This window comes from Photobacterium andalusiense, assembly GCF_900185625.1.
GTDB classification, from domain to species: domain Bacteria; phylum Pseudomonadota; class Gammaproteobacteria; order Enterobacterales; family Vibrionaceae; genus Photobacterium; species Photobacterium aquimaris.
In genome coordinates this window covers 1167550-1187475 of the sequence record NZ_FYAJ01000001.1, presented here as the reverse complement: position 1 = coordinate 1187475, position 19926 = coordinate 1167550, and the positions used below count along the sequence as shown (strand labels likewise).

Here is a 19926-nt window from a genome sequence, read left to right as displayed (position 1 = left end):
ATTTAATATTGTAAAGATGATGCGTTGTTGTTAACGGCATTAATTTACATTAGGGTTAAATAATAGGATGATATTTACTCTATTTTTATTGTGATTGGTAATGTAATGAAAAAGTCATCTAAAAACCGTAAATTATGGTATTTCCAGAAACAAGAACGACGAACTAAGCATTTATCTATCCCTAACTTAAAAGCATAATATAACATTGCACCTTGAGTGCGCAGTTATATTGTATGCATAAGATAACGTTCGATGTAGGTTATTTAAATAAGGTTGAACTATCAAATCGATACGGTGGAATAAACGGTCGAATTCCAGAATCACGAAAGCGTTTAAGTTTCATTATTTGTTTATAGACAATGAAATAACGATTTATGTTATTAACATAGACGATAGGCTGTAATCCTATATGTTTACGAGTAATAAGCTCAACATTATTAAACCAAACGTTAGGGTTATAGCCTTGTTCTTTGGCATATCTTCGCATTTTATTGATATTACCGGGACCGGCATTGTAAGCGGCTAATGAAAGGTAGATTTTATTATTATAATCTATTTCATTGCTACTAAAATACTGATCTTGTAGGAAACGCATATATTTAATACCAGCGTGAATATTATTGGTTGAGGTATAAATATTAGGAATATCTACATTAGGATCGCGAGCTGTACTGGGTAATATTTGCATTATACCTACGGCCCCTTTATTTGAGACCTTATGCTGATTTAATCCTGACTCTTGAAAACCTTGTGCCATTAGCATTAAATAATCAAAATCGTATTGTTTTGAATAACGGAAAAAAGTATGTGATAATTTTTCCATTCGATCAACATTGTTAGGATCAAGTAGAGTATTAAGCCAACGATGATTTTCCAAATATTTGTTATAAATCATATTACCTATTAATGTACCTTCCTTAACGGTGTTAATATATTTATTAACTAAACTCATCAGTTTAGGGCTATCTTTACGCATTGCCCATGCGATCTCACCATTGTTGCGTAAAACAAAGCTATCGTTTATTCGAATGTTTTTTAAAATAGGTTGCCAAATTTTTATTTTATGATCATCTATTACCGTCGCATTTAATAAGTCTAAATTTATTAATTCCAATAATTCATAGTCTTGTAATGTTTCATCAACAAATAATATTGATGCGATTGGTAAATTTTGCATCCTTAATTTATTATTAACTTTAAGTAAGCTTTGGTAGTAACTTGAACTTTTTCTGATCCATATAGTTTGAGCACTTAAATCAGTTACCTTATTGAAAGGTGGTTGTTTTTGGTTATTAATTAAAACTTCTGAAATATTACTTAATACGGGTTGACTAAAAGCGACTTGCTTTTTACGTTCAGCAGTAATGGTAATATTAGCTACAGCTAAGTCACCTAATCCGCTAACAATATAAGGCAGTAAGTTATCACGATGAACAGGAATAATTTGTAAATGTAGCGCTGGATGACTTTTATGAATATTTTTTTCAAAGTGTTGTAATAAATCAGCAATAATGCCTTTAGTGATACCGTCTTCGATGTAATAAAATCCCAAATCTGCTGCTACCAATACTCGCAACACGCGTTTTTTTTCTAATTCAGCTAAATCACCGACATATTTAGTACCGCTTAGGGGGGCGAGTTGAATTGAATAAGCCTGAAAACTTATTAATAACAGGCACAAAATTAATAACTTGTGTTTATATTTAATGAAGTGCGAAATATTGAATATCATTTTACCTGCCATACCTAAGTAAACTTAAATTAATAGGTTTGGGGTTAATTATGGTTGCTAATCATAAAAAATGCCTATTTATCTCATGTTTTTGTATGGTTTATACTGATTTTTCATATGTTAAAGATGATGATATGATGGTTAATTATTGCTTCGTTATATTGTGTAATTTATGGGTAACTAATTAATAATGAAAAGAATTCTAATGGGATTGATAGCTGTGTTATTACTGTCTTCATGCAGTATGGCAGCTACTTATTTTGTGCGGAATACCCTTTATGTAGATATTTTGGCATATATGCCTAAAAAGCTAAGCGAGACATCGGGGTTAGCTATTATTGATGGTGATATTTGGACTCAGAATGATACTTATGGTCAAAATAAGCTTTATCGATTAAATCATGATTTAACAGCTACTGCACAGACGGTAAAAATTAATAAAAGCCTTAATCGAGATTGGGAAGACTTAGCGCAAGATCAGCAATATCTATATATTGGCGATATTGGCAACAATCTTGCGAAGCGTAAAGGTGGTGTTATTTATAAAGTCACCAAAAGTCAACTTAGTCACCAACAAGTCGTAACGCCAACGGCAGTATTAAATTACCAATATACTGATTTTAAAAAAGGTTGGTTTAATAAGCATAATTTTGATAGTGAAGCGATTACCATTGTTGGCGATCAGTTATGGCTGTTTACAAAAAACTGGAAAGATGAAAACACAAAACTGTACCGTATAAACACATCAATAGTAGATAAAATACAATATGTTAAACCTGTTGCTGAATATCCAAGTAAAGGTTTAATTACTGGGGTTGATTATGATCCGCAAACAGCAACTTTAGCCTTTATCGGTTACCGTAAAAATATGTATTTAGGTTATTCCTTCATTTGGCTGGTAAAAGTGAAGAATAACGAACCAGATTGGTCGACGGGCATTTACAAACGGTTAGGTATTTATTCACAGTGGGAAGCTATTCATTGGTATGGTAAGGGAAGATTATTGATTACTGCTGAGAAAAACCCATTGAACAAGGCTATGATCGGTATAGTTGATGTGCAAAAGCTACTAGATACGGGTGAATAACAATGGATTATCTGTTATTCTGCGCCGATAATTTCGCTGTGATTATTGCAACCACAGCATACTAAATTGGATAAATTGTGACTAATAACGATGTTTTGCGCCGTGTTCGCTATACTTTTGATTTAAATGATAGTGAGATGATCGCTATTTTTGCAGCTGCTGATTGTGAAGTTACACGTGAGCAAGTGTGTAGCTGGTTAAAAGCGGATGATGCTGAAGGTTATAAAAGTTGTTCTGATGAGCAAGTTGCCACTTTCTTAAATGGCTTTATTAATCAAAAACGCGGCAAAAAAGAAGGTGCTCAACCTGCACCAGAGACAAAAATCACAAATAATATTATTTTTAGAAAATTACAAATTGCACTTAATCTAAAAGCAGAAGATGTGCTCGATTTGTTTAAATTAGTTGACTTTCGTTTAAGCAAGCATGAATTAAGTGCTTTCTTCCGTAAAGTAGATCATAAACACTACCGTGACTGTAAAGATCAAGTATTGCGTAACTTTTTACAAGCACTTCAGATCAATCATCGTGGTGTAGAGTCACTTGAAGAATCAACTGACGAGAAGTAATTTTCTTTGTTGGTTTGACTGTTAGAAGCAGCTCCCATTGGGGCTGCTTTTTTATTAGCTGTAGTGTGGTAATACATTATAGTCATTGTGTTTCGAAATATTTACTAACACATTTATCAATTTATTGGTCGGATTGATTGTACTCATCAAAGAAAAAAACGGTTGAATTTGTAAGCTATTCACTTCAGTCATAAATGTTGAGTCAGTGAGCTTATGAAAATTACGGATAATTTACACTCGCCACGTATTGGTATCATTGGTGGTATGGGCAATGAAGCTATGGTCGATCTAATGCTAAAAATGGCATCGTTACCAACGCACAGTGACTATCAATTTGTCGCTTTTGGTAATTCGCGTTTAGCCTATAAGCCTCAAGAAGTGATGCAACAATGGCTACCAACTGATATACCCGAATTACGTAAATATGATACCGCGGCCTATACATTACGATTAATGCAATATTTAGCCGTTGATCAGCTTGGTTTAGCCTGCAATAGTGCCCATGAATTATTTCGACGTATTTTGCCAGAGATACCAGTAACTTTTGTCGATATGATTCAACAGACAGCAACGTCGCTACAAGGCTGTCAAGAGTCGGTATTAGTCATGGGGGTTAACAGTCTAATAGAATCGAAATTATATCAAACAGCCTTGACTGAGCAGGGAATTAAAGCTAAGCAGCCTTCTGTTGATAATCAAGCTAAAATAATGGAAGCAATTTACAATCCCAATTTTGGTATTAAAACGGCTCAAATCACCAATCAAGCAGAAACATTATTATGTGAAGTGATATGTGATGAAATTGCCAAACAGGGTTGTACTAAAGTGATATTGGGCTGCACTGAATTACCGTTAGCTTTAACTGCTAATAGTTGTCAGCGATTTAAAGCACAAGGGATGTTACCAGAAAATGTTGAAGTGATTGATGCATCGATGGCATTGGCACAGGCATTAATGTTAATTCAAGGGCAGAGTGACGCGTTAATTCAACCTTTGGCGACTTATCAAAGACAATACTTAGATTGGGCACAACCATTAGCGTTTAAAGTATCATCATTAGCAGAAGCTATAGAGATTCAACAGCGCATTTTTGATTATACGGTGGATTATTTAACCGAGCGTAGTCAAAGTCTTGTTGGAAGTTATTTCCATTTACCGACATTATTTTTTTCTGCATCTGCAATCGATGTTGAACAAAAATTAGTAGAGCTAGAGATTGATGTTTATAGCGATATTAATGTGTTGGATAAAATTATTAGTGAAAAATTAGGTGATTATTATTCTGATTTTTAAAACAAACGAGGTAGTATTAAAAACTACCTCGTTTTATTTTATTGATGTTTAATTACAACGTAATTTCTTTCGTCATTCCAGCTTGTGCATGTCCTGCCATATTACAAGCAAGCTCTACTTTGTTACTGCCATGGAAGTGCCACAATACTTGCTTAGCTTTTCCTGGGGCGATAGTAACGGTATTGCCATTATCTGCTTGATGATCTTTCGTCATTTTTCGATATTGTGCTTGCTCTTGTGGAGAGCCAATTGAAAATTCGTGTGCCATTTTACCTTGGTTGATAACCACAAATTGCACCACGTCATTAGGTTTGATATCAACAGGTTGTTTGAAGGTGATTTGCATATCATCCGAGAGAATGACATAGGCTATTTTATCGGGTTTTGAACCTGTCGCAGGCATACCCACATCAGACATACTTTTCATATTCATCATCTGATGGTCCATTTTAGTCGTGTCCATTTGTGAGTGATCCATTGCAGTATGCTCCATTGTTGAGTGATTCGTAGCTGCAATGGCGTTGGTGGTTGTTAAGGCTAGAGCTAAAATAAGTAGTGTTTTTTTCATGATTCATTCCTTTGTAATTGATGATGAATTTAATGATGCTGTGGTATTGGTATTGGTATTGGTATTGGTATTAAGTTCGCGACTTTTCCAAAGCTTGAAGATGGCAGGTAATACTAATAAGGTTAGTAAAAGCGCTGACGCCATTCCGCCAATCATTGGTGCTGCAATACGTTGCATTACTTCAGAACCAGTACCTGAACCATACATTATTGGAATCAAACCAATAATAACGGTTAGTACGGTCATCATTACAGGACGGACACGTAAGCCAGCACCGTCACTGATCGCTTGCTGTAAATCTGTTGCGGTTAATGCACGTTGTTGATCTTGTGCATCTTGCTTTTTAAAAGCCCATGACTGATTTAAGTACACCAACATAATCACGCCAATTTCAACCGCGACACCAGAGAGCGCGATAAAACCAACGCCAACGGCTATAGAGAAATTAAACCCTAGTATCAGCATCAACCATAAGCCTCCAACCATCGCTAATGGTAGGGTCGCCATAATGATCAATACTTCTTGTACTCGGCGGAAACTGAAATAAAGCAGTAGCATAATAATGGCAAGAGTAATTGGTGTGACAATACTCAAGCGAGCTTTTGCTCGCTCCATATACTCATACTGACCTGACCACGCCAATGAATAACCGACGGGCAGTTGTAGTTTTTTGGCGACCACTTGTTGTGCTTCGGCAACGTAAGAGCCTAAATCACGCTGTTCAATATCGACAAACACCCATCCATTTGGACGTGCATTTTCAGTTTTGATCATTGGCGGACCATCTTCATAACGAATATCAGCAATATCAGCTAGTGTGATACGGGCACCATTGGGAGTCATTAACGGTAAATTTTGCAATTTAACCGCAGAATCACGGTAGGGTTGCGGATAACGTACATTAATAGGGTAACGCTCTAAGCCTTCAATGGTTTCACCTACATTCATCCCACCGACTGCGGTAGAAACGATTTGCTGAACATCTTTAATTGCCAGTCCATAGCGAGCCGCTTGGCGACGATTAATATCAACGGTAACATAACGCCCACCGGCAACACGCTCAGCATAAACAGAGGTAGTGCCAGTGATGTTATTTAAAATAGGTTCAAGCTCTGATCCGATCTTTTCGATCACTTTCAGATCGGGACCTGCGATTTTGATCCCGATAGGGGTTTTGATCCCCGTTGCTAACATATCAATCCGTGTTTTGATTGGCATTACCCAAGCGTTAGTTAATCCTGGAAATTGAATTAATTGATCTAATTGCTTACGTAACGATTCAATCGTGACACCTTCTCGCCATTGATCGCGAGGTTTGAGTTGGATCACCGTTTCAATCATGGTTAATGGCGCTGGATCTGTCGCGGTATCAGCACGACCAACTTTGCCCCAAACCGTAGCGACTTCAGGAACGGTTTTAATCAGTTTATTGGTTTGCTGTAATAACTGGCGTGCTTTACCAACCGATATCCCAGGATAGGTGGTTGGCATATACATTAAATCACCTTCATCTAGCGGTGGAATGAATTCACTGCCAAGTTTTGTTAATGGATAGTAAGACGATGCCATTAAGCAAAGCGCAATCACGATGATTGTCTTCGGAAATTTAAGGCTTAAATTTAATAATGGACGATAGAGTGCAATCATGGCACGGTTCACGGGATTTTTATGTTCAGGTAAAATCTTTCCTCGAACAAAATAGCCCATTAACACGGGAACTAACGTAATGGCTAAACCTGCCGCTGCTGCCATGGCATAGGTTTTCGTAAATGCTAATGGCGAGAACATTTTGCCTTCTTGCCCTTCAAGTGCAAATACGGGCACAAAACTTAATGTAATGATCATTAATGAGAAAAATAGTGGGGTGCCAACTTCTTCAGCTGCTTTGCCTATCACTTGCCAACGATTTTCATCAGTGAGTGGTGTTCGTTCAATATGTTTATGGACGTTTTCTATCATTACGATAGCCCCATCAACCATTGCGCCGATTGCAATAGCAATACCACCTAATGACATGATATTGGCATTAATACCTTGCCAATGCATGATGATAAAAGCAGATAAAATACCAATCGGTAAGCTAATCGCGATCACTAATGAAGAACGAATATGGAATAAAAATAAAGCACAGACAATAGCAACGACAAGGAATTCTTCAGCGAGTTTTTGCCACAGATTTTTAACTGCATGGTCAATTAAGGTTGAGCGGTCATAGGTTGCGACAATTTCAACACCTTCAGGTAATCCACGTTGTAATTGTGCTAGTTTTGTTTTGAGGTTGGTGATCACTTGACTCGCATTTTCGCCAAAACGCATCACAATAACGCCACCGACAGCTTCACCTTCGCCATTAAATTCAGAAATACCTCGGCGCATTTGCGGCCCCAGATTAATATCTGCAATATCTCCTAGTAACAGGGGGGTACCATTTTCAGTGACTTTAAGTGGTAATGATTTTATATCCTCAATATTGGTTAAATAGCCTGTAGTACGCACCATATGTTCAGCTTCAGCCATTTCAATAACGGAGGCACCTGTTTCTTGGTTACCGTTTTGAATTGCCATATTAACTTGCTGTAACGTAAGGTTATATGCCCGTAGTTTCGAAGGATCTATTTGAACTTGGTATTGTTTAACCATGCCACCAACGGTTGCAACTTCAGAAACACCTGCGACGGTTTGGAGTTCATATTTTAGAAACCAATCTTGTAAACTACGTAATTGTGCTAGATCGTGTTTACCTGTTTTATCTTGTAATACATAGCTATAAATCCAACCAACTCCTGTCGCATCAGGCCCTAATGTAGGTTTAGCATTGGTAGGTAATTTAGGCGCAACTTGGCTTAAATATTCTAATACTCGAGATCGCGCCCAATACATATCTGTTTTATCGTTAAAGATAATGTAGACATAGGAATCGCCAAAGAAAGAATAACCACGGACAGTTTCAGCGCCCGGTACGGCTAACATGGCTGTCGTTAATGGGTAAGTCACCTGATCTTCAACCACTTGTGGTGCTTGGCCTGGGTAGCTGGTCTTAATGATGACTTGAACATCTGACAGATCTGGCAGGGCATCGACAGGGGTGTTTTTAACGCTGTATAAACCACCTATCGTTAAAAACACGGCAGCAATTAATACTAATAAACGGTTATTGATTGACCAACGAATAATAGCAGGGATCATTATTTATTCTCCATAGATTGGAGATCTTGCAGAATATAATCGCTGCCATTTTTAACCAGTTTAAATCGCACCGGTTGATCCTGTTTAAAATCACTTAATACAATGGTGTCACTGACGGTAAAGTTCATTTCACCCGCGGGCCATTGCCATTCGGGAACGGGTTGGTGGTTTACGGTGATCATATTAAAATCAGCCATTAACATTGAGATATTGCCATTGACCCAAATCTCATTGATCATTTTGGACGTGTCTTTTTTATAATCAATAAGTTGATACTGATTATTGGCCGTTTTTTGAATTTCAAATTTAATCTGTTGACCAACGATGAGATCGTTAATTGTAAGTGTTTGATTGACTTTAAAATCCATTGTCATTGCTGGCCAATTCCAAGTACTGACGGGCTGGTGGTTGATGGTTAAAATACCTTGATCGCTATTGATCGCGATGATCTCACCCTTAGCCCAAGTGACGACAGGGTGTTTATCGACATTGTCGACACCATTAATACGCGAGAGATCGGCACTTTTACTTGATTCTGAATCAAGCATAAATTGGGCAGAGGTAACAATACGATCGGCTGTGGTTAATCCTGCGATAACTTCTACGAGATTATCAGCTTCACGACCAATTTCGATTTTGATTGAACGGTATTTTCCATTACCCTCAGCAAGTACTACACGCGTCATGTCACCTGAGCGAATCACGGCTTGGGTCGGAATAGTTAGCACGGCTGTTTCTGTTTTTGGGGTTAAGGTAATATTGGCAAACATATTTGGCTTTAATTGATTATTATGATTAGCAAACTTTAACCGCATCCGTAATGTACGTGTGTTAGGATCTAAAATAGGGTAAACATAATCGACCTTACCTTGCCATTGCTGACCGGGAATCGCATCTAATGTCATGGTGGCTTTACTGTCAGTGGTTATCCAGTGTGCTTGGCGTTCAAATATTTCGGCATTAACCCAGACTTCATTAAGTGGACCGGCACTGATAGCCGCTTGTGCTGGGGATAGATAACCACCTTCACGGACGTTTAAACTCGCAATAACGCCATCAGCGAGTGCTTTTACTTCGATGGTTTTGGTGGCTTTGCCAGTTTTTATAATATGTTCGATTTGTTGCTTATCAACGCCAAGAGCGGCTAATCGATCTCGCGCACCTTGCATTAATCCACTGCGACCAGTGCGATAAGCATTGAGTAATTCTTGTTGGGATTTGACGAGTTCTGGTGAGTAAAGGGTAAACAATACATCGCCTTGATTAACTTGCTCACCAACCGCATTGACGTATAACTTTTGGATCCAACCACTGACTCGAATATTGGTTTGCCAAAGATGACTTTCGTCAAAGGCAACATAGCCAATGGTATCTATTTTTGGCGATAGTTTTTGTTTAATCACTGCAGCTGTTTTTACGCCTAAGTTATTTTCAACGGCGGCATCAATAATAACCGTACCTGCGACATTTTCTTTTGCAGCATCTTTTTCGGCATAAACAGGAATTAAATCCATCCCCATTGGTGATTTACCGGGTTTATCGCGTTGGTAATTTGGATCCATAGGTGCGACCCAATACAGTGGCTCATTATTGGCTGTTGTTGTTTCAGCCATAAGCATAGATGCTGAATGAGTTGGCATGTAATGTGTAAAAGTAACACCAATAGCAGTACCAATAAGTAAGGCAACAGTGGCAATTTTAACGGTATTTTTTGACGTCATGATGTGACCTACTTATTGATTGTAATTATTTATGGTTGTTGATTGCTGAAGCTGCAATGAGAACGGTTGAATATCAAAGCCATTAATTAATGCGGCTAAGTTACTGTTAGTAATGTTCAAATCAGTAATAACCCGTGCTTGTTCGATGACTAAAGCTAGTTCATCGGTTGCGGCGGCAATCACATTATTAAACTGTGCGGTATTATTTTGATAACCACGCTCAACAGCTTGCGTACGTGCTTTAGCTTGGCTAAGGAGGCTATCTGTATAGCGTGATAATCGTTGGCTTAAATTATCGTGCTCAACCAGTAAGGCATTTACTTTGGCATTCATTTGATTTAACAGTAGGTCACGTTGTGATTTTGCCGCTCCCACTTGATATTGCGCCGCCGCATAATGATGATCTTGACGGTTATCAGTAAACAGCGGCAGATCCATGGTGAGATAGGCACTCACTAGATCAGGTGCAGGTTTCCCCGACATACCATTGGCCTGGCGAGAGGCATACATAACTTCAATGCCAAATTGAGGTTTATAGGCTTGTTGGACGATGGAAACTTGGGTTTCATTAGCAGAAATAGCACTATTGGCTATCTGTACTATCGGGTGTTGTTTCAGTAATGAATAATGTTGAGTGGTGGCAGTTAAACGAGGCATTAATTGGTTAAGCTGCTGCCAAGATAGTTGGTTAGACGCTTGGATAATGGTTTTGTTTGTGAGCCAATCAGCTCCAAGCCACTCAGACAGTTGTGCCATGATGCGATGTTGTGTTTGCAGGTTTGTTTGTAATTTGTCTTCTATCTTGGCGAGTTGCAATTTCACTTGCAGTAAATCTTGCGTTTCACTACTGCCAATAGCGTAATTAGTGTTAGTGAAATTAACTAGCTCCATTACTAAACGGTGGTTGCGCTGTAAGGTGTGGTAAACCGATTGTTGATAGCCCAATTCTAACCACAATTGTGTCATTTTATTGATAATATCGAGTTCACGAACAGCGTGTTGAATACCAATAGCTTGAGCTTGAATTTCCCCTTTTTGTTGTTGTAATTCAAGGGTGTTACCACGGTCAAATTGTTGCATTAAACCAATAGATAGCGTGGTCATAGGATCAGTGTTAAGAGAAAAACTATCTGTTGGCAAGCCACCAACCCCCAGTTTTAACTTAGGATCAGGTAAGCTGTTACTGCCTAAACTGGTTGCATACATTGCACGTTGCTGAGCACTAATTTGAGCCATACTGGCATCGTTTTTAATCGCTTTAGTGATCAGTTGTGTTAACTGTTGCGATTGTTGTATTGTTGTCACGGTTGCTGATGGTGAAGCAAACAGAGTTGCTGGTATTATCGTGCTAGCACTGATAGCTAGAACTAACATAGAAGTTGTAACGTTCATAACGTAATCCAATCTTCCATAAGCGAATATAAAACAATAGTAGTGATGATCTAATTATTATTACGCAGTTAGCTATTAGTAATAACGGTTTAGAGCAGCTATTGCATTAAATAAGGCTTATGGTGATCTTAGATCTGCTGCAAAATAATAAAATGCAGATCATAAGATGCAATTAATCTATCACGGACAATAATGATGTCGTGAGCAAAAATAGACTAAACAGATTTATGCTATCGGAGGGCGATATAACGTCGGTGTAGTAGTATTTAGCTGGTGTGTTTTTTCTATAGCGATGAGCGTTAGATTTGATGGTTGGAATAAGTTTTCAAATTGACTCGGAAGAAAAGCAAAATTACTTAAACATGGGATAGAACAACATTTATCAATTCCGCCCATTTTATCGCAATGAGGAGGTGATTCTGGCGCTTGGTGGTGTTGATGAGGTGTCATAGATTCATCATCACAGCAATCCATCGTTGATGACATTACCATCATTGAATGATTCATGCTGAGCATTTTTACCGACATTAAAGGCGCACTGGCAGCAACACTTGATAGCAATAATGCTATCAGCGTAAAACTTGTAATCCAAATTGTGCGAAGACGTTTACTGTACATCTTTAGCCTTTAATTAACGTTAAGTTATCATTATATGCAATGATTACTATTTGACGTCAAGTAGTAATTGTTATTTGGTGTGTTATTAATGCATAAAATACCAATATTGGTGCTTTAAAATGTTTACTATATTGTTTGATAATTTTTTTCATGTCGAATTATTAATCAGATTTATCATAAATAGTTTGAAAAATTAAGCTGCTGTTTATTCACCCCGCTGGTTTTTCTTGCTAGTCTGTGATGATTATCGATAGCATCTATTGTTTTGGCTATTGTTCACTCAGAAGGTAATCTTGTTTGAATCATTTTGTTTGGGATGTTAATCCAATACTAGTGTCATTCTTTGGTTTAAAGATACATTGGTATGGCGTGCTATTTGCGCTCGCTATTACGTTTGGCTTCCAAGTTATGAAGTCAATTTATGAGCGTGAAAATAAACCTGTTGAAAGTTTAGATTCACTATTAATGTATGCCGTTGTCGGTATCATTGTTGGCGCTCGATTATTTCATGTTGTGTTCTATGATCCAGGTTATTACTGGGCACATCCAGCGAAAATATTCGCAGTATGGGAAGGTGGGCTAGCAAGCCACGGTGGTGGTTTAGGCTTAATCATTGCGGTTTATTATTACAGCAAAAAGTATGCTATTGATCGTATGTGGTTACTTGATCGTTTAGCGATTGCAACAGCATTATTTGGTTTCTTTGTCCGCTTTGGTAATTTCTTTAACTCAGAAATTTTAGGCACCCCAAGTAATTTGCCATGGGCAGTTGTGTTTGAACGTGTTGATTTAGTGCCACGTCACCCAGTTATGCTTTATGAAGGGTTTTCTTACTTAGCAATATTCTTCTTATTGTTTGCTTTATACCGTAAAACGGATATTGGTAAATACAAAGGACTGCTACTTGGTTGGTTCTTAGTGCTTGTGATGACAGTACGATTCTTATTAGAATTTATTAAAGTACATCAGGCTGATTATTCAACCGATATAGTACTCAATACTGGTCAGTTATTAAGTATTCCATTTATTCTGGTAGGTATTTATTTTGTGATTAAAGGTCAAAGAGCGCGTAGCTTAGACCACGCTAAAAATAGCTAATCTAACAAATAAGATAACTATAAAGAGAAAGCCGATCATACGATCGGCTTTTTTTGATTATACGATTATGGTTTGTGTTGGTGTTTCTGTTATCGGTGCCAATGTTAAACGTCGACGTTGATTTCTGACAATGAAACCAAAAAGTAAAATAGCAGGGAGCCATAACCACTCTTTACGCCAACGCTCCACTGGGACTCGAATATCAACAATTTGTTGGTCAAATTGCAATTGTTCAGTTGCAGCAGGGCTACCAAATGCCACTATATCAATTAACGTTTTGCCTTGGCTTTGATAAGTTTCAATGCCAATTTTTGCCAATTTTTGTTGACCAGAATCAGCCTCTGGCACTGTAAATAACACGCTAAATTGACGGTGTTTACCGATAGCATCTTCACCTGCAATTCGCATTCGAATAACATCGCCAGCCGATAGTTTATCAAGGGTACTCACTAAGTGTGTTGGCGCAATATTTTGATAAGGCTCAACGATTAAATCTTGCCAAAACCCTGGGCGGAATAACGTAAATGAGATCAATAATAATGCGATATTTTCATACCAACGATTACGGGTTATAAACCATCCTTGGGTTGCCATCGCAAAAATAAGCATCGCAATTGTCGCAATAATAAAAATAATAATGCCATGGGTCACGCTGACATCTATCAGTAATAAATCAGTATTAAAGATAAACAAAAACGGTAATGCCGCGGTGCGTAAGCTGTAATAAAACGCGGTAATACCGGTTTTTATGGGATCGCCTTTTGATACTGCAGCTGCAGCAAATGAGGCTAACCCTACAGGCGGTGTTACATCCGCCATAATGCCAAAATAGAACACAAATAAATGTACAGCGATTAAAGGAACAATTAAGCCATTTTGCTGCCCAAGGGTGACAATTACCGGTGCTAATAAACTAGAAACAACAATATAGTTTGCTGTGGTTGGCAATCCCATACCAAGAATAAGGCTTAATAGTGCTGATAAAATTAGCATCAGCATTAAATTACCCATCGATAACATTTCAACTAAATCAGCTAAAATTAAACCTACACCAGTTTGAGAAACCGCACCAACAATAATACCTGCAGTTGCAGTCGCGATACCAATGCCGATCATATTGCGTGAGCCTGCAATTAAAGCTTCAATCAGATCATTTTTACCTTCAATAAAATGCCCATAGTGACAGCCATCTTTACGTAATAAACTCAGTAAGGGACGTTGCGTTACTATAATGCCCACTAGCATTACTGAGCCCCAAAAAGCGGATAATCCAGGGGATAAACGCTCGACCATTAAGCACCATACTAAGACCACCACCGGTAAAATAAAATGTAAACCCGCTAATAACACACTGCGTGTTTCTGGTAATTCATTCAATGGTGCATCAGGATTGTCTTCAGGTAATGGAGGGTGGTTGGCTGCTACTTTGAGCAAGCTAATATATACTGCGGCTAATAATACGCCAATCACAAAAGCCGCATAATCGCCAAGTAATGGTTTTATCCATCCCAAACCGTAATAGATAGCTAACGAAAAGCCACTGATTAAAACACAACCAAAACTAAAACTGGTTAAGCGTACTAGCCATGGTTTATGGTGTTTGGGTTCAATCGCTGTCATACCAAGTTTTAACGCTTCTAAATGAACAATATATAACAGCGTAATGTATGAAATAGCGGCAGGTAAAAAGGCATGCTTGATAATATCGATATAGGGAATACCGACATATTCCACCATCAAAAAAGCGGCAGCACCCATCACTGGCGGCATAATCTGACCGTTTACCGAAGATGCAACTTCTATCGCGCCAGCTTTTTCTTTGCTAAAGCCGACTTTACGCATCATCGGAATGGTAAATGTGCCTGTGGTAACAACGTTAGCAATCGATGAGCCTGATATTAATCCTGTTAATCCTGATGCAACCACCGCAGCTTTTGCAGGACCTCCACGCAGGTGTCCTAATAAACTAAAAGCTAACTGAATGAAATAATGTCCAGCGCCAGCGCGTTCAAGTAGAGCGCCAAACAACACAAATAAAAACACAAAGCTGGTGGATACTCCAAGGGCAATACCAAACACGCCTTCAGTAGTGATCCATTGATGGTTAGCAAGAGAAGCAAATTGGACTCCTCGATGAGCAAGTAATCCCGGCATCCAAGGGCCGGCAAAACTATAACCAATAAAGCCAAGGGCAATAAGCGGTAAAGCTGGGCCTAATACGCGTCGAGCAGCTTCTAGTAGTAACGGTAAACCAATACACGCGATAACTAAATCAAATTGAGTGAGGCTGCCAGGGCGTTGAGCGAGTTCATTATACATAATAAATAAATATAATGAGGTTGCAGCAGCAATCATACCAAGTGCAATATCACTGTAAGGAACACGCTCTGTCGCTGAACTATGACGCGCAGGAAAGACTAAGAAAGCTAGAATAAGCGCAAAGGCCAAATGGATTGCGCGAGTTTCAGTATCATTAAAAACACCTACACCAAGGATAAACGGTATCGGTGAGGCTATCCATAATTGAAACAGTGACCATGAGATTGCTAAAAAAGTAATGACTTTCGCCATTATTCCTGTTGGTAAACGTGCACCAACATCTTTGGCGATCAGATCTTCGGTTGAAAGGATGGTGTCGTTTGAGAGATGTTGTTGGGCCATATGTATTCACTTACAAGTTGGCACTAATGAAAATAGAAAATGTTATTTAAGTCATTGTGAGTAGTGTATTTTCATTAGTAAAAAAGAGAGCAAGCGAGATAAAAGGTTACCTCGCTTAGTGGTGAAATTACATCCAGCCTCGTTCTTTATAGTAACGAACAGCGCCATCGTGTAATGGTGCGGTTAAGCCTGTTTTTATCATATCGGTTTCTTTTAGATCAGCAAAAGCAGGGTGCAGACGCTTGAAGCGATTAATGTTAGTAAATACTGACTTTACTAACTGATATACCATTTCTGGATCAGTATTAGCGTTAGTAGATAATACCGCTTTACCGCCTATAGACACGGTATCATCAGGATTTCCACGGTACATACCACCTGGAATTATCGCTTTAGTGAAATAACTCTTTTCTTTTAATAGCGCATCAATCTCAGGTCCAGTAACTGCAATTAAACGGGTGTCAGTAGTGGTAGAGGCTTCTTGAATAGCTCCATTAGGGTGACCGACAAAATAGCTCATCGCATCTATTTTATTATCACTCATTGCAGGAGCTTGTTCTGCTGGTTTGAGATCAGAAACTAAACTAAACACATCACTATTCCAGTTTTTAACAGCTAAAATTTGCTCAAATGTGTCACGTTGACCAGAACCCGGATTGCCTAAATTTACCCGTTTGTTTTTTAAATCATCAAAAGAATGAATGCCGGAGTCTTCACGAGCTAAAATCGTAAATACTTCACTTTGCAAAGAAAATACCGCTCGAATATCGTTCATTTTGCCATGATCTTGAAAAGGGGCTAAGCCGTTAAGGGCTTTAAATTGATGATCAGACTGCATGATGCCAAAGTTATATTCATGGCTACGGAGGCCATTCACATTAGCAACACCGCCGCCACTGGTCGGGGCATTACATTTTATTTGATGGGTATCAGTGGTACGGTTTACAAAGCGACAAATAGATTGTCCGGCAATGTAATAAACCCCTGTTTGACCACCAGTACCAATAGAAATAAAGTTGTCTGCTGCAGTTGCGAAGGATGGGTAAAAAATACTACCTAACGCACTGACAATAATTGCGAGTCGTTTCATTTTAAAGTCCTTTTTATGATTATTACAGGATGATAATTATTATTTTTCTATCACAATGGCATTGATGTTGTATTTGTTAATGTTGATGCATAAAGTGTGTTTATTGACGCTGATTAGCAATAAAAAAGCACCGTTTTGTGTGATTGGCGATCAATAAGTTTATTTTTTGTTAACACAAGGTACGGTTAAATAGGCAAGGTTACAATAAGTAAAAATTTGCTTTTCTTATAATTTGAGAAAGAGGTGAATATTGTTAACAAGGAAGAATATTAAAAATAGAAGGTTGAGAAAATAATTAAGCTAGCTATGACAACTGCTTAAACAAAAAAACCGCCAATAAATGACGGTTTTTAATTCAGTTTTAGTGGACTTTAATGGAACGGATACCAGAACAGCGTTGTTGATTGATAACGGTGAAAAATCCCTAGTCCAAGCACTAATGCAATAATGATTAATGCGATAACGTCGTTTCTCGTCATTGGCTTTAAGCTATACCAAGTACGTTTTTTATTGCGCCCAAAACCACGCAGCGTCATAGCATTAGAAATTACATCGGCACGGTCTAAACTTGAAAAAATCAGTGGTCCAAGAATTTTTGCAACGTTACGAATACGTGTCATTACAGGCGCTTTCTTTGAAATATCTACCCCTCGCGCTTGTTGTGCATGCATAATATTGGTGAAATCTTTCATTACTTCAGGTAGATAACGTAACGTTAGGCTTACCGCATAAGCAATACGATAAGGTACACCAAGTTTGTTTAAGCTTGCTGAAAATTCCGTTGGGTGAGTTGTGAAAACAAACACCAACGCAATCGGGAACATACTGAAATATTTAAGGGTAACAGTCAGTAAATAAAATACAGTCTCAAGGGTTATATTATAGTGCCCAAAAAGATGCACTAGCACCGTAGTTGAATGCATGTAATCGGTGCCTTGTTGAGGGGCAATCAAAAACATAAATAAAGCATTCATTAATAATACCACTGCGGTACCGATTAAGAGTGGCTTATAGACTGCAAATGGAATTTTAGTAGCTTTTAATAGCAATAATCCCACAATGATTAATCCACAAATAACACGCAGATCAAAGGTCAGCAGTACCATGGTTACCCACGCCATAAATAACACAAACTTGGTAATACCGTTTAAAGCGTGCAGCCAAGAGTGAGTGTTGACATAACTGATGCCAAATTTTAAATGTTTGCTTTTCATGGTTATTTATTTTTTAGTTCGTGGGCGATAAAACAGCGAATAAATTGGTCAATATGCTCAATACCCATTGCCTGAGCTAATGAATATAAGCTAGTAACGGTTAAGTTTGCTTGATCTAATAATGCGGGCTGACTAAAGATATGATTAACCTTATCATCAGTCAGTAAGCGGTTATCAGCAATGACAATAGCGCGTTGGGTATATTCAAGAACTAAGTGCATATCATGTGAAATAATCACAATAGTTAGCCCTAGTTTTTGATTCAGTTCTTGAATAAAGGACATCATCGCAGTGTAGTGATGGTAATCTTGGCCTGCTGTTGGTTCATCAAGGATCAACAACTCTGGTTCCAGCACTAACATTGTTGCAATAGTTACCCGTTTTTTCTGACCAAAGCTTAATGCATCAACAGGCCAGTGGTGGTAGCGTCCCAGACCACAAAGTTTAAGCGTTGCTTCTACTTTTATTTTAATCTGTGCTTCATCCATACCACGGTTACGTAATCCTGATGCTACTTCGTCAAAAATCATATGGTGTGAGATCATATGATTAGGGTTTTGCATCACTACACCAATATGCTGGCAGCGCTCAAAAATGGATTGATTAGCTAAATCTTTACCATTAAGGGAAATAGTGCCACTATCAGCTTCTAACACGCCCATAATTAAGCGAGTGATAGTTGATTTACCCGAGCCATTTTTTCCCATAATCGCAACAAATTCACCTTTATGAATATCAAAGCTGACATCATCTAAGGTATTGCGAACCCCATCATAGGAATAGCTAAGGCTGTTAACGCTTAATAGTACCTCATTGATAGGTTCTAGCTGTGGTTGCTTAACCTGATGGAACCAATTTTCAATTTGAGGCTTGAATTTATTAAGATTAATTGTTGAAAAATAAGCGGGTTTATCTTCAGCGGTGATCGTACATCCTGCTGCTTTAATGGCAGAGATATATAACGGCTCACGAATACCGTGTTGCTGTAATAATGGGCTAGCTAATAGTTCATCAGGCGTCATATCTGCAATGATTTCACCACGCTCCATCATAATAATACGATCAATAGGGCGGTGTAATACATCTTCTAAACGGTGCTCAATAATGATCACTGTTTTATCTGAATCTTTATGTAGATTATCAATGATTTCAATCGCCGCTTTACCTGTTTTAGGGTCAAGACTGGCAAGTGGCTCATCAAATAATAAAATATCAACGTCATCAACCATGACACCAGCCATAGATACGCGTTGTTTTTGACCGCCACTTAAGTCAAAAGGAGAGTGATCTAAAATACTGTTTAAATCGACCATATCGGCGGTTGCTTGCACGATTTCACGCATTTTTTGCTGTGGAATCATCTGGTTTTCAAGCGCAAAGGCAATATCTTCACCCACACTTAAGCCGACAAACTGACCATCAGTATCTTGTAATACTGTTCCTACCATACTGGTGCAATGATCAAGATCTAAGCTGCGAGTATTTTTACCGTTAATGTATAACTCGCCGCTACAATCGCCTTTTATTGCATGGGGAATAAGTCCATTAAGACATTGACCTAAAGTAGATTTACCACAACCACTTGGGCCAACGAGTGCAATTTTTTCGCCCTTATTTATTGTTAGATTAATATTTTTAAGGGTTGGATTTTCAAGTGCCCAATATTTAAACGAAAAATTATTAAAGACAATACTCAT

At 38.2% G+C, this 19926-nt stretch carries 14 protein-coding genes; 4 read left to right on the top strand and 10 right to left on the bottom strand.

The genetic code is table 11. The features are described 5' to 3' along the window. Positions 1–259 precede the first annotated feature (259 nt). Positions 260–1732, bottom strand: coding sequence for an MltF family protein (locus tag PAND9192_RS05385; protein ID WP_087852853.1), 1473 nt, complete (start codon positions 1730–1732; stop codon positions 260–262). 190 nt (positions 1733–1922) lie between these two features. Between PAND9192_RS05385 and PAND9192_RS05380 the strand changes: the two genes are divergently transcribed. From PAND9192_RS05380 to PAND9192_RS05370, 3 genes are all read left to right on the top strand, one after another. After that, positions 1923–2819, top strand: coding sequence for a membrane lipoprotein lipid attachment site-containing protein (locus PAND9192_RS05380; protein ID WP_234998932.1), 897 nt, complete (start codon positions 1923–1925; stop codon positions 2817–2819). A 77-nt stretch (positions 2820–2896) separates the two neighbouring features. Then, positions 2897–3388: a YehS family protein gene (locus PAND9192_RS05375; protein WP_087822021.1), complete on the top strand. Its 492-nt coding sequence runs from the start codon at positions 2897–2899 to the stop codon at positions 3386–3388. 213 nt (positions 3389–3601) lie between these two features. Further along, positions 3602–4681: an aspartate/glutamate racemase family protein gene (locus PAND9192_RS05370; protein WP_087852852.1), complete on the top strand. Its 1080-nt coding sequence runs from the start codon at positions 3602–3604 to the stop codon at positions 4679–4681. 52 nt (positions 4682–4733) lie between these two features. On the opposite strand, the gene copI is transcribed toward PAND9192_RS05370, so the two are convergent. The 5 genes from copI to PAND9192_RS05345 all read right to left on the bottom strand — a co-directional run bounded on the left by copI (position 4734) and on the right by PAND9192_RS05345 (position 12166). Beyond that, on the bottom strand, positions 4734–5249 hold the full coding sequence (copI, locus tag PAND9192_RS05365; protein WP_087852851.1) for a copper-resistant cuproprotein CopI: 516 nt from the start codon (positions 5247–5249) through the stop codon (positions 4734–4736). Between the two features lie 3 nt (positions 5250–5252). After that, positions 5253–8435 (bottom strand): efflux RND transporter permease subunit, encoded by a 3183-nt coding sequence (locus PAND9192_RS05360; protein ID WP_087852850.1) that lies wholly within the window; start codon positions 8433–8435, stop codon positions 5253–5255. Next, on the bottom strand, positions 8435–10156 hold the full coding sequence (locus PAND9192_RS05355) for an efflux RND transporter periplasmic adaptor subunit (protein WP_087852849.1): 1722 nt from the start codon (positions 10154–10156) through the stop codon (positions 8435–8437). The genes PAND9192_RS05360 and PAND9192_RS05355 overlap by 1 nt, the downstream gene beginning before the upstream one ends. Positions 10157–10168: 12 nt before the next feature. Continuing rightward, on the bottom strand, positions 10169–11548 hold the full coding sequence (locus PAND9192_RS05350) for a TolC family protein (protein ID WP_087852848.1): 1380 nt from the start codon (positions 11546–11548) through the stop codon (positions 10169–10171). A gap of 225 nt (positions 11549–11773) precedes the next feature. After that, positions 11774–12166 (bottom strand): hypothetical protein, encoded by a 393-nt coding sequence (locus tag PAND9192_RS05345; RefSeq protein ID WP_087852847.1) that lies wholly within the window; start codon positions 12164–12166, stop codon positions 11774–11776. A gap of 297 nt (positions 12167–12463) precedes the next feature. On the opposite strand from PAND9192_RS05345, the gene lgt reads away from it, so the two are divergent. After that, entirely contained in the window at positions 12464–13264 is an 801-nt protein-coding gene (gene lgt / locus PAND9192_RS05340) for a prolipoprotein diacylglyceryl transferase (RefSeq protein ID WP_061000428.1), read from the top strand. Between the two features lie 57 nt (positions 13265–13321). Here the strand turns inward: lgt and PAND9192_RS05335 are convergent, their stop codons facing one another. From PAND9192_RS05335 to PAND9192_RS05320, 4 genes are all read right to left on the bottom strand, one after another. Then, positions 13322–15925 (bottom strand): TRAP transporter permease, encoded by a 2604-nt coding sequence (locus tag PAND9192_RS05335; protein ID WP_087852846.1) that lies wholly within the window; start codon positions 15923–15925, stop codon positions 13322–13324. 127 nt (positions 15926–16052) lie between these two features. Next, complete coding sequence (locus PAND9192_RS05330) at positions 16053–17015, bottom strand: TAXI family TRAP transporter solute-binding subunit (protein ID WP_087852845.1); 963 nt, start codon at positions 17013–17015, stop codon at positions 16053–16055. A 371-nt stretch (positions 17016–17386) separates the two neighbouring features. Beyond that, complete coding sequence (locus PAND9192_RS05325) at positions 17387–18229, bottom strand: energy-coupling factor transporter transmembrane component T family protein (protein WP_087852844.1); 843 nt, start codon at positions 18227–18229, stop codon at positions 17387–17389. Positions 18230–18231: 2 nt separating this feature from the next. Beyond that, positions 18232–19926: an ABC transporter ATP-binding protein gene (locus tag PAND9192_RS05320; RefSeq protein WP_087852843.1), complete on the bottom strand. Its 1695-nt coding sequence runs from the start codon at positions 19924–19926 to the stop codon at positions 18232–18234.